The following is a 14,705-nucleotide window of genomic DNA, read 5'->3' as shown; positions in this document are numbered from 1 at the left end:
ATTAACCCTCCACAAAATACGAATTTGTTTCTTCGTCTGTCAGGTGAACATCCAAACCAAGTTCATCTCGCAATCCTGCGTACCCCTCAGCCTCCAATTTTTTGGCTAAGTTGGCATCGCCTGTTTTTACAATTTTACCGTCCATCATCACATGAACAAAATCAGGTACAATGTAGTCAAGCAAACGTTGATAGTGTGTAATCATCAGTGCCCCGAATTCATTAGAACGCATACTATTAACACCACGTGAAACAACTTTTAAGGCATCAATATCTAATCCAGAATCAATTTCATCCAAAATAGCAATTTGTGGTTGAATCATCATCATCTGTAAAATTTCATTTCGCTTTTTTTCGCCACCAGAAAATCCCTCATTTAGATAACGTTCCGCCATTTCTTCAGTCATAGCCAAAAATTCACGTTTTTCATCTAGCTTTTCAATAAATGACATCACACTAATTTGATCATCTTCAGGGCGTCGCGCATTAATTGCCGCACGCATAAATTCAGTATTAGTGACACCTTGAATTTCTGAGGGGTACTGCATAGCCAAAAATAATCCCGCGCGTGCGCGTGCGTCAACTGACATTTCAGCTAAATTTTGACCGTCAATGTAAATATTGCCTTGGGTCACTTGGTATGCGGGATGTCCCATAATTGTTTGCGATAACGTTGATTTTCCGGTACCATTGGGACCCATAATTGCATGTATTTCACCTGTATTAACAATTAAATCAAGGCCTTTTAAAATTTCTTTACCTGCCACCGAAACATGTAAATTATCTACTTTTAATGTTGTCATATTATATATCCTTTTTTCGCTGATTAATTTTATTCAGCATACTTTCATTTTTATGAAATTTTGCAATCATACGGACATTATTAATCATTTCATTGACAATAAAATGTTGATTATGCCATATGTCGCCAGCTTCTATCAGTAACCAAAATAAATTTTCTAAAAAATAAGTGCTATCACTATCATTTGTGAAATTAATTCCATAAGTTGCCAACATCATAGCATATTTATAGTTTTTAAGCGACATTTGATACTGTGCTAATAAATAGATTATTGCTGCTTGAAAACCCGATCTATCTGCTACCATTAGGTTTTTCTGATGCCGCCAGACATCATCAAATATTTTTTCTGCTTCATTAAAAAAGCCTTGTTGGTAATAATAATGGATAGTTATCGCATAAAATAATAATTGTTGTAGTTGACTAAATTGTGAAACATCAATTTTTTTGAGTAATTTTGTTGCTTTTACATCATTTTTCTGAAAAAAAACTAATGAAAAATATTGTAACAATTGATAAGTGCTTTGCTCTGAATCCAGTAGGTTATCGATGTCAACTTGTGTCATCAGCTGATGATATTTTACTAGATTTTGATAAAACAGCGCTTTCATGGCAAGTGCTAGAACCTGTTCATTAGATGTTGTTTTTAGTGTCACATGAATTGGAAAAATATCGTTGAGCGTTAATCCTAAGCGTTCACATAGTAAGATCATAATATCAACCGCTGGCACTTGTCTATGTTTTTCAAATTTAGACAAAGTAGCCTGCGTGCAAATATTGATGCAAAGTGACATTTGTGACATTTTCAAACGTTTGCGTGTATGAATAAATTTTTCTACATTAATCATTTTGACCTCTTTAATAGCTTATATTTTTCTATTTAAAAAGTGCAGACCAACTGTTTTCACAGTTGGTCTGCACTTTTTAACTACATTACCAACTGTCCACTAAATTGAAAAATTTTAGTAGACAGTCACAAAAATTAGCCTACTAATCAACAGATGAGCAGTAGGTTAACGATGGCAAAATTATTTGATTTTTTTATTGTTATTTTCATTTTATTTTCTTCTATTTTTTATATGATATATATTGATTCTAATAGAAAAACATTATTATGTCAAATTTTTTTAGCACTTTTAATTAAATTGATCATTTTTGAGATTCATCCATTGCCAAAATGTTTTATCGCATTCTAAAACTTGTTATAATACCTTATGATTCTGGTCAAATTAATTAACAATTTTATTATTTTTGAACACTTTTTCTATTATGATTTACCTACTTTTATTAGTAGCATACTCAGAACTATAAAACTGAATGGTGATGATAAATGACACTATTTTTGCTGGCCTAGATTTTAAATTTTCAACATTTATTCATTTTTTAATTTGATATAATAAACATAAACTAGCGGTCAAAGGACACTCACTTATGGTTAATCAAACAGTCACTAAACGGATAAAACACTTTCAAGACTTTGGAAATAGTTTAGCCCATGCCAAAGCATATTTTCGTGATGATTGGAAAATAATTTATTTTGATCTATCTGGGAAAATGTTTGGATTGCTGTCTCCTACTGCATCTGAAACATCGATTATTACACTAAAAGGTGATCCAGAGTCTAATGTTGCGCTTCGTGAGATATATTCTGATATTACTGCAGGTTATTATGCAAATAAAAAACATTGGAACACAATAAAACTCTCAACATCAGAATTATCAGATCAAGAAATTGAAAAAATGATTACGCATTCCTATAAACTTGTGTATGAAAATTTACCACTTTATGTTCGGAAAGCATTTGCGGCGTCGGATTAATTTTTGTCAATAAGATGCTTAGACTAAGCATGTCAAACGCTTATGTCATCTCTTTTCAGAGCAATCTTTTGATCACAAATATATCATACAAAAAAAGAAATCCAAATTGGATTTCTTTTTAATTTATATTGCCCCTGCTGGATTCGAACCAGCGCATAGCGGTACCAAAAACCACTGCCTTACCACTTGGCGAAGGGGCAATAGTTAATCTTTTTAGCCGTTAACTATTAAATCGGCTATGGGAGCGGTAGGATTCGAACCTACGAACCCGAAGGAACGGAGTTACAGTCCGTCGCGTTTAGCCAGACTTCGCTACACTCCCATATCTCAAACAACTATATAATAATACCAAATTTCTCAAGAGTTAGCAAGCATTTTCGAAATTTTATATTCATTCTATCAGATTACATCGACAAAAAGACTATAAAAAACATAAAAAAGCACCACAAGATTGATACAACAAAATAAACACAGCGCATTGAACATTTATTTTGTTTAAGTATCTCATTAAATGCAGTACTTTTTAAAACGGTCTAAATTTTTTTGTTAACGTCTTTTAAAGTATGTCATCAATCCGACAACTAACAATACAACAACACTGATTGCGGATACCATAATAGCGACACGATGGAGCAATGTTTTATGATATGTGAGGTGAAGTGTACGGTTTCCTTTCGGATCAACTGCCATTTTGCCTTTAATCGTTGTTATAGGCAATATTTTATTATTAGCCCCAATAACTTGCCAACCCTTATAATTTGTCATCGGTAACAGCACTTGCTTAGCTGATGTCGGCACATTCGCCACTGTAAAGACATAGCCCTTATGTGTCAATTGCAAAGAACTTAGTTTCCCGTCAATGTAAATGCGTTTGGCATCTCTATTATCTCCCCAACTTCCTACTTGATAATTGTTGACAAATTTAACACGTCCTTGCCCTAAATAATCTTTACTACCCAAAGGCAATTGATAATAATGCTGAATTTGGTAGTCAAAATCAGCATTAGAAACTGTTTTTGGTAATTGCTTTTTGCCAACTTGATAATTAGCAATATTTGCTGAACCGCCATTATAATAAGTTGTTACTTGCATTTTCCAAGCGCTAAATATCGCCAATACAATCCCTGTCACAAATAACCAACCAACAGTTTTCTGTTTTAATAGGCCTATCTCACTAAATTTTTCCAGTCCCTCAATAACAAACAACAGTCCTAACAACATAATAATTGGATAAAAACGTCCCATCATTTGAAAGACATGCAATGGTGTTTTAGTTAAAATTTCTATTGGTGTGTAAAAAATTGCAATCAGGCTAATTGCTAACCAACCACCAATTATCTGAACGTGATTAGAAAATGATCGCGTGTATAATAACCCTAATACAACCACAATGCTCATCACGAATACAAAAACACCAACAGGTATTGCGGTCCAATTTAACGTTGCTTGATTACTAATTGACGATGAAATCGAATCCCAAACACTGGTTGCCTGAAAAAAAACGTTCGCGCCGGCAATTTTGTCTGATAAAATCTGTTGAATAAACGGCATAACATAAAAAGCAGACAGTAACAGTGTTAGTATACCAGCTTTAACTAACTGCCATAATTTCCCTGTTGTCGCTTGTTTTTTATACAAAAATACAATAAACATTATTGTCAGCACAATGAGAAGTAAAAGTGCAGACAACACATGATTAGTCACGGTTATTGTACTTACGATACTGGCAAAAACCCAACTTTTCCGCGCCGTAAACATGATGGCGTAAAAGGCAGCTAATACAGCTGGAAATAGTAAAATACCAATAAGTTCGCCAGGCAATCCTCGTACCTTTATTTGACCAAATGTGACAGGTGCTAGTACATATAATGTACTAAAAGCAAAAGACTTTAACTTTGAACGACCACCCGTGAAAAATAATGACCCAGCATAATAGTTTAACCCCATAGCAGTAGTTAATAATATGATATACCCAGCAAGTACAGCGGTTATCGCCTGATGTGTCCAAAAATAAATCAATGCTACGAGATATGTGAAGGAATAGCCATAAAATAAATTCACGCCATAACCATTTTGACCAAAGGTGTATGCTGAAATGTCAGGTAGCCATTTTCCGTTCTCGAACCCCTTCGTTAATTCATACATCCGAGATAAGTGAAAAGGCACATCCCATGAATTCATATACATTGTCTGTTTAACAATTTGTGGTCCCATGCTTGCAATGGCCAAAATTAAGAATATAAGCAGTAATTGCCACCAAGTTATTTTTTTTATCCAACGCATTCTTTTTCCCCTAAAAAGTATAATAAACTACTATTATACACGATATAGGACTATAACAATGAATCTACTGATTTTTATGGACAAAATCATTCAAAATTATATGACCTATAGCAAATGGCCTTACCAAATCTGCACGCGATCATTTGAAGCTAGCCACATTTTGTCATCAGGTCTCACATCAAATGCATCAAAGAATTCATCAAAATTTTTCACTTGTACATTAACACGTAGTGCTGCTGGCCCATGGGGGTCAGACGCAGCCAATAAACGCATATATTCTGGACGTGCTTTCATACGCCAAATTGTTGCCCAACTCTCAAAAAAGGCTGTTGCCGAGAAATCTGAATCTAATTTAGCAGCTGCTAATGCTGCAGCTAAGCCACCCAAATCCGCAACATTTTCAGATACAGTTAGCTTGCCATTCACTTTGGCACCATATGAATCTAGACCATCGAATTGTTTGACGATTTTATCTGTACGCAATTTAAACGCTGAAAAATCAGCCGTTGTCCACCAATTATTTAAACTACCATATTCATCAAATGATGCCCCGTTCGTATCAAATGCATGAGAAATTTCATGTGCAATCACCGCGCCGATACCACCATAGTTAGCTGATGATGATTGTTTCAAACTGTAAAATGGTGCTTGTAAAATAGCCGCTGGAAAAACAATTTGATTTTGTTGTGGATCATAATACGCATTGACTAAATGTGCTGGCATATGCCATTCGCTACGGTCAACTGGTTGATGCCACTGTGCCCATGTATGTGCAATTTCAATTTGTCTAAATTGTGTCGCTGTGTCAAATAAAGTCATGCCAGGGTGCACTATTTTTTTGTACAAACGCTCTGGCAGTTTCTCTGGATAGCCAATGTGAGGTACGATTGTATTAAGTTTGATAATGGCTTTTTGACGTGTTGCATCATCCAGCCACTGATTAGATTGCAAACGTTGTTTGAAAACATCAATCATTGTTGCCACTTTATGTTCAACATCTATTTTAGCTGCTGGTGAAAAATTATCTTGTGCATAATAAACGCCAATTGCTTGGTTAAATGGCTGTGCGGCCAGATATACAGCCGCCTTTTGAGAAGCCATGGCTTCTGGCAATCCGGTCAATTCACGTTGATATTGACCACCTAGCACACGCAATTCGTCAGATAAATAACTGGTAAATTGATTAGCGACCGTTACAATGAGATACGCCTTCAATAATGGCCAAGCTTTTTCTGAATAAAATTGATCAGCTGCAGCCCAAAAACGTTCTTCTGGTACAATAATTTTATCTGGTTTTTGTCCAATTAGTTCAGTTAGAATATCATTGAGTGGTAATTCTGGTGCCAAATTGGTAAATTGCTGCCAGTCATATGGATGGTATAACTTAGCGTACTCATGATTTTCTTCTTGGCTCAACACCACATTGGCAGCACGTGCATCAAGTGCTAGATACTGATCAATTAATTCAGTTGTTTCAGATTTTGAGAAACCAAAATGTGGTAACAGACTTTCTTGTTCCTCACGAAACTTAGCCAACAATATTTTGCCTTGTGCATGATCCTTTTCATAGTAGGTTGTATCTGGCAAAAGAATGCTTAAAGCCCCAGCCCATAAAACATTTGTTTGCGCATCTTTGAAATCCGGTTCAACACCTAACGGTAAGGCATTAGGAAACCCTGACTTTTCTAGTTCAACAATATGACTTGCAAAATCCGCAAACGAGGTATAGCTTTGATACTTTTTAATCAATGGTTGCACAGGTGATGTCCCTAATTCATCCCGTGTCTTGGTATCAATAGTTAAACGATGATACGCAACAAAATTTTTCAAAATCGGCGATTCTGGTATCATATCACCATTTTGCCATTTTGCTGTCGTTGTCATCAACCATTGTTCAATTTCATCAGACAAGTCGCTAAAACCACCTGTTCGTGGTTTATCATTAGGAATAACTGCTGTCTTCTCCCAATCACCATTAATTGCTTCGAAAAAATCATCTTGTAATCGTACCATATTACCCTACTTTCTCATTAATAACTCACACTAATTATACACATTTTTCATTTTAATTTCATGATGTTGTGCAATATAAAAGCTGTCATAGATGTAAAAATTCATGACAGCTTTTAATGATTTATTTATTTTGTTGTAATTTATATAAAGCAACTTCTTCATCTGTTGCCAAAACAAAATGGCCTGGATTTGCTTCAATCATATGCCGTTCTTTACCATCTGTTTCAACTGTTGTATCATACTCAACGTGTTGCCTGAGACTCTCGACTTCTGGATCTGGTACAGGAATCGCTGATAATAAACTCTTAGTATACGGATGCAGTGGATGATTGTATACAGCGTCAGCCGTTCCAATCTCTAATAATTTACCCCAATGCATAACGCCAATACGATCAGAAATATACTTTACCATTGATAAATCATGGGCAATGAAGAGATAAGTTAATGAATGTCTCTTCTGTAACTCTTTCATTAAATTAACAACTTGAGCTTGGATAGAAACATCCAGCGCTGAAATGGGTTCATCAGCTATAATGAATTGAGGATCGACTGCTAATGCCCGTGCAATCCCGATTCGTTGCCTTTGACCCCCTGAAAATTCATGTGGATAACGCGTTGCATGGTCTTCATTTAAGCCAACCAATTTTAATAATTGTTGTACTTTATTATCGCGATCTGTTCTATCTTTAGCCAGTTTATTGATATCAATACCTTCAGCAATGATGTCACGTACTTTCATACGTCCATTTAAACTTGCTTGTGGATCTTGAAAAATCATTTGCGCATTTTTACGAAATTCTAATAATGCTTTGCCTTTCAAGTGAGTGACATCTTCACCATTAAACAGTATTTTACCAGCAGTTGGTTCATGCAATTTTAAAATTGTCCGACCAATTGTTGTCTTACCAGAACCTGATTCGCCAACTAAACCAAATATTTCACCTTCGTAAATATCAAAAGTGACATGGTCAATGGCGCGAACTTCATTAGCCTTCCCTTTATTAAAATAAAGTTGCAAATCTTTAAGCTCAACTAACTTCTTCGGTGTCTCTTCCGTCATGATTGAGCCTCCTGTCCTTGAATTTCTCGCCATCTTTCCCAACGCTTTTGAATTTGTTCAGGCGGCGTCACTTTGGGAGCACGCTCATCAAGCAACCAGGTTGCTGCATAATGTGTATCACTCACCCGAAAGAATGGGGGCTCTTCCTTTAAATCAATAGCTAAAGCATATTCATTACGTGAGGCAAAGGCATCGCCAGTTGGTGGTTCTAACAAATCTGGTGGCGTGCCAGGAATCGCTACCAAAGAACCCACTTTAGTATCTGTTGTTGGCATTGAATTTAACAACCCCCAAGTGTAAGGATGCTGTGGGTTAAAGAAAATTTCGTCAACTGTACCATACTCAACAATTTTACCAGCATACATAACTGCAACACGGTTAGCCATACCAGCAACAACACCCAAATCATGTGTAATAAAAATAATTGAGCTGCCAGTATCTTTTTGTAATTCTTTCATTAATTTCAAAATTTGTGCTTGGATGGTCACATCCAATGCGGTTGTTGGTTCATCAGCAATCAATATCTCAGGATCTACTGCTAAGGCAATGGCAATCACCGCACGCTGTCGCATACCACCAGACCATTGGTGTGGATAATCATTAATATGTTCTTCAGCATTGGGAATGCCAACGCCTTTCATTAACTCTAATGCACGTGCCAAAGCTGCTACTTTTTTCATTTTGCGATGTTTCATCAAAGGTTCAGCAATTTGCATGCCAATCCTCATCGTTGGATCTAGGCTAGTCATGGGATCTTGGAAAATCATAGCAATTTCGTTACCACGAACAGACTGCCATTCTTCTTCCTTCAAATCAAGTAAGTTACGATCTTTAAATATTAATCGTGAATTATCTGGAATTAAAGCGTTTTTTGCATTTAAGCCCATCAATGTTTTTGTCGTGACCGACTTACCAGAACCAGATTCACCAACAATGGCCAAAGTCTCGCCTTTGTTGAGATCAAAAGACACGTCTCGAATTGCTTGCACAGTTCCTGCATACGTGTTGAAGTTTACGTGCAAATTTTCAACTTTTAAAATTGGATTACTCATAATCTGCACACCTCTTAGTCTTCACTCGCACGTGGATCAAAAGCATCACGTAAGCCATCACCTAAAAGAATGAAAGCTAATGATACTAAGACCAACACTGCTGATGGAATTAATATTTGATAAGGATAGAACTGCAACATAGCTTGTGCATCAGAAATCAATGATCCCAAAGACGCAGTTGGTGGTTTGACCCCCAAGTTAATTGCTGACAATACTGCTTCAAACATAATTGCATTTGGTACTGTCATCATAATTTGAACAATAATCGTACCAGCCATATTTGGAATTAAATGTTTGATTGCAATCTTAAGTGAGCTTTCACCTAACGATTTTGCTGCCAAAACATAATCACGTTCTTTCAGTGTTAACGTCATATTACGTACCTGACGTGCCATGCCAAGCCAACCTGTCATAGCAATAGCTAAGATAATTGACAACACACCGCCACCAAGTAGTAGACCAAGCATAGTGACAATAATCAAATTCGGAATGGATGATAATATTTCAATAATACGTTGCATCACATTATCAATCCAACCGCCCTTCCATCCGGAAAATACACCATAGGCGACACCAATAAGTAAATCAATCAAAGTTGCAACAATCGCAACCAATAATGAAATACGTAAACCAACTGTCACACGCTTGGCGACTGAACGACCGATATTGTCCGTTCCCAAAATAAACTTTTTATTTTCAGGCACACCTTGCGATTCATATACATTAGTCGCTGTTGTATCGCCAGGTGCCTTTATTTTCCCATTCCAACCAGGAATTGGTAAGCCAGAATTAGGCGGTAAGTTCTTATATACGCCAACTTTATCAGAATTGAATGCGTTAGCATTTTTTTGTGGTACAAATATATTTGATAAGACCGCAAAAGCCAAAATAAATATTAAGAACCACAATGAGATAACCGCAAGCTTATTAAGCTTGAGTCGACGCCAGGCATCTTGCCAAAATGACAAGGCCGGCTTTGAGATATGTTCGTTGGCTTTAGAATTTTGTGCGCCAACGATGACAAAATCTTCAGTATTTGCTGCCATCATAAGCCTCCTTATTGCAAACGAACACGCGGATCAATAATTGCTGTCAAAATATCCGTGATCAAAATCATAACCATCAACATAGCTGAATAGACGATCGTAGTTCCCATAATAACTGGAAAATCCTTTGAAGGAATTGACAAAACAAATTGTTGACCAATACCAGGTATTGAGAAAATTTGCTCGATTAATGTTGATCCCGTCAATAAACCTGCAGCCATTGGCCCAATCAGTGTCAAAACTGGAATCATAGAATTACGATAAGCATGTTGGTTAACTACCTCTTTAGCACTCAATCCTTTAGCTTTAGCCAACTGTACATAATCTGAACTTAACGATTCAATCATTTCTGAACGAACAAACCGTGTCGTAATAGCTGCTGGACTCATAGCTAAAGCAAGCGTTGGTAAAACAGTTTGTGAAAATGAATCACCCCATCCTGAAACTGGGAAGAGTGGCCATTTAAATCCAAACAAATAAACCAAAATAATGCCTAAGATAAAGCTTGGTATTGAGATCCCAAGTGTTGAGATAATACCTAATGTACCATCAATTTTATTGTTTTTATTACGTGCAGATGCAGCACCCATAAATAGTCCTGCAATAACGCCAACTACCAATGCTTGTGCACCCAACTGCGCTGAGATAGGCAAACGCTGACCAATTAACATGCTAACTGGCTGATTTTGATATTGGAATGATATGCCAAAATTACCATGAGCCGCACCAATTAAGTAATTCAAGTATTGTTGCCAAAGCGGTAAATCTAAACCGTACGTTGATTTCAACTGTGCTATTGCTTCCGGTGTTAATTTAGGGTTAGTAAACGGCGTTCCAGGCATGATTTGCATCAAGAAGAATGTCGCAGTAACCACTAAGAAAAGCGTAAAGATAAGTAACAGCAGTCGTTTTAAAATATATTTCCACATAATATCATCTTCCTAAACAAATAAGAACGAATTCTTATTTGAAATTAAATATTTTCTTACGATCTATCATTACTTGCGATATGCGTACTTGAAGTCTTGAAGCAAACCTGTTGTGTTTGCCACAACGCCTTTGACATCAGGATTCTGCAAAGCGTAATGTGCCCTGAACATCAATGGACTATAATTCGCATTTTTAAACAAAGCTGCTTCTGCATTTTTATAATCCATATCACGACTCGACTGGTCTAATGCATCTTTTGTTTCAGCCTTATTAACGGCATCAGTGTATGCGTCATTTATAAACTTGCCATCATTGTAAGAACCATTATTTTTAAACAAATCATAGAAAGTTGAACCTTCAGGATAATCACCACCCCATGCAGTTAACAATATCTCAAAGTTTTGAGTCTGAGCATCTTGTAATCGTTGCTTAAATGGTACAAATTTTTGATTGATTGTCAAACCTGGCAAAGCTTTCTGCCAAGAACCTTGCAAATAGTCAACAACGACTTTGTTAGCCGGTTGATCCGAAGCTGCTTCGATTGTCAAAGTTGCTTTTGTTTCGCCAATTTCTTTCAATCCTTCAGCAAATAATTTGGCTGCTTTATTTTTATCATACGTATATCCAGGTGCAACATACTTAGCTAAGTCTTCACCACTTGCTGTCTTAGCTAATCCTGTTGGTACCAACGCTGTCCCAGCTGTAGATACACCGCCAGTGACTTCTTTAACAAGTTCATCACGGTTTGTAGCCAAATTCAAAGCCTCTCGAATTTTAGTATTTGCCAAAAATTTATTTGTTCCTGTTTGGTTGTACTCAATATAATCCGTTCGTGCTTCTGGTACCTTAACACTGTCTTTACTGCCCTTATTGGCACTATAAAGATCTGTTGTCGTTAAGGGCGCTTCATCTAATTTACCTTGTTTATAAAGTTCCACTGCCGTTTCAGGCTTTTTGACAACTTGATATGTTAATGTTTGTGTTTTAACATTTTTAGCATCCCAATAGTTTTTGTTCTTTACAAGTTCGAATTTACCATTAGTACCATTCCAACCCTTAAAAGTATAAGGGCCTGAATACAATTGTTTTTCGGATGTTGTGCCATAGGACTTACCTTGCTTAGCAACAAACGATTCCTTTTGAGGCATGAAATTTGAAAAAGTCAATAAGTACTCAAAATGTGGCATTGGATGTGCTAAATTAAAGGTCACTGTGTTTCCTTTAGAGGTAACACCCAATTGACTTACTTTTTCTTTACCTGCTACAATTTCATCTGCGTTTTTAACACCTGATGCAAGATAAGCATATTGTGAAGCTGTCTTAGGGTCGACAATTCGTTGCCATGAATAAACAAAATCCTGTGCTGTTAACTTTGAGCCATCAGACCATTTTAAACCACTACGTAATTGAGCAGTATACGTTAGCCCATCACTTGACACTTTAATAGATTTAGCTAAATCAGGGATCGCCTTGCCTTTCGCATCAACTCGCAACAAGTTAGATCCTGAATTACCAATAATCTGGTTAGAATACTGATCTGTATTTTTTGAAATATCTAACGTTTGAATATCTGTTGGTAGTGAATAATTTAATGTCCCTTTTTCAGCGGCTTTTTTACCACCCCAGAGACCTGCAGCACGTGTACCACCACCGACAACAACAACAACAGCGACTGCGCCGATAGCCACTTTTTTCCATGTATCCATACTAATATCCTCTCAACATATGTCAGTCATTTTTTAAATACACATTAATAAATAATACTATATCATTTAATATTCTCATATACAACTAATAATCAATCATTATATCTTGTGAGATCACTTTTAAATAAAATAAGAATCAACTAACGTCAATTCTTAATCTACTCATTCAAACTGATTTGTTACTACACAATATTTATTTCTTAACTGCTAATTTCCAATCTTGATTCAATCCAGTTGAATTAAGAACAATACCGGTCACCTTAGGATTTTGTAATGCATAACCTGCACGGAAATATAATGGGTTGAAGTTGCTATCCTTTAACAAGGCTTCCTCAGCCATTTTATAGTCGTTATCACGAGCTGATGCCTTCAATGCATCAGTTGATTCAGCCTTATTAACTGCAGCGTCATAAACTTCATTCTTGAACTGGCCATTATTATTTGAGGCACCTGTTTTAAAGATATCGTAGTATGTTGATCCCTCTGGGTAATCGCCACCCCACAATGACACAACAATGTCAAAGTTTTGTGTTTGTGAATCTTTAATACGTTGTGAAAATGGTACGAACTTTTGGTTGATCTTCAAACCTGGCAAAGCCTTTTCCCATGATCCTTGTAAATAATCCAAAGTTGTCTTAGCTGCTGGTGAGTCTGCATCTGAGGTAACAGTAAATGTTGCCTGACTCTCGCCAACTTCTTTCAATCCCTCTTGGAACAAAGTAGCGGCCTTCTTAGGGTCAAACTTATAACCAGGCGCAACAAACTTAGCTAAATCTTCACCAGAATCTGTCTTAGCCAAACCTTCTGGTGCCAAACCAGTTGCTGGCGTTGAGATTCCTGCAGTCACTTGATCTGTTAATTCTTTACGATTAGTTGCTAAGTTTAAAGCTTCACGAATCTTAGCATTGGCTAAGAATTTGTTCTTACCTGTTTGATTATATTGCAAGTAAGCTGTGGTTGCTTCTGGTGCCTTTGATACATTTTTATCATTCTTGTTAGCTTTGTATAGTTCAGGTGTGTTAGAGATAAGTACACGATCAATCTTACCCTGCTTATAAAGCTGAACTGCTGTTTCCGGCTTTTGAACGACTTGCACATCAATTTGTTTTGTCTTAATATTTTTGGCATCCCAATAGTTATCATTCTTAATTAACTTAAAACTATTGTTAGTCCCATTCCAGCCTTCAACTTTATAAGGGCCTGAATAAAGTGATGTTGCTGCAGTTGTTGCATATTTTTTACCTTCTTTAGTCACAAAATTTTGTTTTTGTGGCATAAAGTTAGAGAATGTTAATAGATATTCAAATTGTGGCAATGGTCGTTCTAAGTCAAAGGTAATTGTGTTGCCCTTAGCTGTTACACCAAGTGTGTCAACATCGGCTTTGCCTGCTGCAATTTTGTCAGCATTTTTTACACCTGACGCAAGATAGGCATATTGAGAAGCTGTCTTAGGATCAACAATTCGTTGCCATGAATAAACGAAATCCTGTGCTGTTAACTTTGACCCGTCAGACCACTTTAAACCATTTTTCAAAACAACTGTATATTTCAAACCATCATCAGAGACTTTCACTGACTTAGCTAACTCTAACTGTGCTTTACCTTTAGAATCAACACGCATCAAGTTTGCGCCTGAATTACCAATGATTGTTCCAGAATACGTATCCGTATTCTTAGAAATATCCAACGTTTGAATAGGTGTTGGCAACTGAAATGACAAATTCTTACTATTTTCTGATGAGCTTCCGCCCCAGAGACCTGCTGCGCGTGTACCGCCACCAACAACCACAACAGCTGCTGCGCCGATAGCCACTTTTTTCCATGTGTCCATGCTAATATCCTCCCGAGATATGTCAGTTATTTTTTAAATACACATTAATGAAATTAGTATATCACTTAATATTCTCATATACAACTAATATTTAATAGTTATATTTCACAACATTATTTTAAAATAGATTAATTATATAGTTAACAGAGAGCGATAACTAATCTTAGT

11 protein-coding genes and 2 tRNA genes are annotated in these 14,705 nt (G+C 36.4%); 1 reads left to right on the top strand and 12 read right to left on the bottom strand.

The genetic code is table 11. The features are described from left to right. Nucleotide 1: 1 nt before the first annotated feature. Together sufC and LEGAS_RS01250 are read right to left on the bottom strand one after the other, a co-directional pair. On the bottom strand, nucleotides 2-802 hold the full coding sequence (gene sufC, locus LEGAS_RS01255) for a Fe-S cluster assembly ATPase SufC (RefSeq protein WP_010390246.1): 801 nt from the start codon (nucleotides 800-802) through the stop codon (nucleotides 2-4). A 1-nt stretch (nucleotide 803) separates the two neighbouring features. Beyond that, on the bottom strand, nucleotides 804-1,646 hold the full coding sequence (locus LEGAS_RS01250) for a helix-turn-helix domain-containing protein (protein WP_013231179.1): 843 nt from the start codon (nucleotides 1,644-1,646) through the stop codon (nucleotides 804-806). Between the two features lie 583 nt (nucleotides 1,647-2,229). Here LEGAS_RS01250 and LEGAS_RS01245 point away from each other — a divergent pair. Beyond that, on the top strand, nucleotides 2,230-2,616 hold the full coding sequence (locus LEGAS_RS01245) for an MmcQ/YjbR family DNA-binding protein (protein ID WP_010390248.1): 387 nt from the start codon (nucleotides 2,230-2,232) through the stop codon (nucleotides 2,614-2,616). A gap of 128 nt (nucleotides 2,617-2,744) precedes the next feature. On the opposite strand, the gene LEGAS_RS01240 is transcribed toward LEGAS_RS01245, so the two are convergent. The 10 genes from LEGAS_RS01240 to LEGAS_RS01195 form a co-directional block, all read right to left on the bottom strand. Then, nucleotides 2,745-2,816 (bottom strand) — tRNA-Gln (locus tag LEGAS_RS01240). 39 nt (nucleotides 2,817-2,855) lie between these two features. Then, nucleotides 2,856-2,938, bottom strand: a tRNA-Tyr gene (locus LEGAS_RS01235). A gap of 224 nt (nucleotides 2,939-3,162) precedes the next feature. After that, nucleotides 3,163-4,899, bottom strand: coding sequence for a glycosyltransferase family protein (locus LEGAS_RS01230; protein WP_013231178.1), 1,737 nt, complete (start codon nucleotides 4,897-4,899; stop codon nucleotides 3,163-3,165). 120 nt (nucleotides 4,900-5,019) lie between these two features. Beyond that, nucleotides 5,020-6,912 (bottom strand): M13-type metalloendopeptidase, encoded by a 1,893-nt coding sequence (locus LEGAS_RS01225; RefSeq protein WP_010390992.1) that lies wholly within the window; start codon nucleotides 6,910-6,912, stop codon nucleotides 5,020-5,022. A 121-nt stretch (nucleotides 6,913-7,033) separates the two neighbouring features. Then, the gene (locus tag LEGAS_RS01220; RefSeq protein WP_010390994.1) at nucleotides 7,034-7,972 is read right to left on the bottom strand and encodes an ABC transporter ATP-binding protein; all 939 of its coding nucleotides are present in this window, start codon (nucleotides 7,970-7,972) and stop codon (nucleotides 7,034-7,036) included. Then, entirely contained in the window at nucleotides 7,969-9,024 is a 1,056-nt protein-coding gene (locus LEGAS_RS01215; protein ID WP_010390997.1) for an ABC transporter ATP-binding protein, read from the bottom strand. The genes LEGAS_RS01220 and LEGAS_RS01215 overlap by 4 nt, the downstream gene beginning before the upstream one ends. A 14-nt stretch (nucleotides 9,025-9,038) precedes the next feature. Then, complete coding sequence (locus LEGAS_RS01210) at nucleotides 9,039-10,070, bottom strand: ABC transporter permease (RefSeq protein WP_010016045.1); 1,032 nt, start codon at nucleotides 10,068-10,070, stop codon at nucleotides 9,039-9,041. An 11-nt stretch (nucleotides 10,071-10,081) separates the two neighbouring features. After that, a complete protein-coding gene (locus LEGAS_RS01205; RefSeq protein WP_010390999.1) occupies nucleotides 10,082-10,999 on the bottom strand; it encodes an ABC transporter permease in 918 nt (305 codons plus the stop codon). A gap of 69 nt (nucleotides 11,000-11,068) precedes the next feature. Then, entirely contained in the window at nucleotides 11,069-12,706 is a 1,638-nt protein-coding gene (locus LEGAS_RS01200; protein WP_010391002.1) for a peptide ABC transporter substrate-binding protein, read from the bottom strand. Between the two features lie 193 nt (nucleotides 12,707-12,899). Continuing rightward, nucleotides 12,900-14,537 (bottom strand): peptide ABC transporter substrate-binding protein, encoded by a 1,638-nt coding sequence (locus tag LEGAS_RS01195; RefSeq protein WP_013231177.1) that lies wholly within the window; start codon nucleotides 14,535-14,537, stop codon nucleotides 12,900-12,902. Between the last annotated feature and the right edge of the window lie 168 nt (nucleotides 14,538-14,705).

The organism is Leuconostoc gasicomitatum LMG 18811, from assembly GCF_000196855.1.
Classification (GTDB): Bacteria; Bacillota; Bacilli; order Lactobacillales; family Lactobacillaceae; genus Leuconostoc; species Leuconostoc gasicomitatum.
This window is presented reverse-complemented; position numbering and strand designations above follow the sequence as displayed.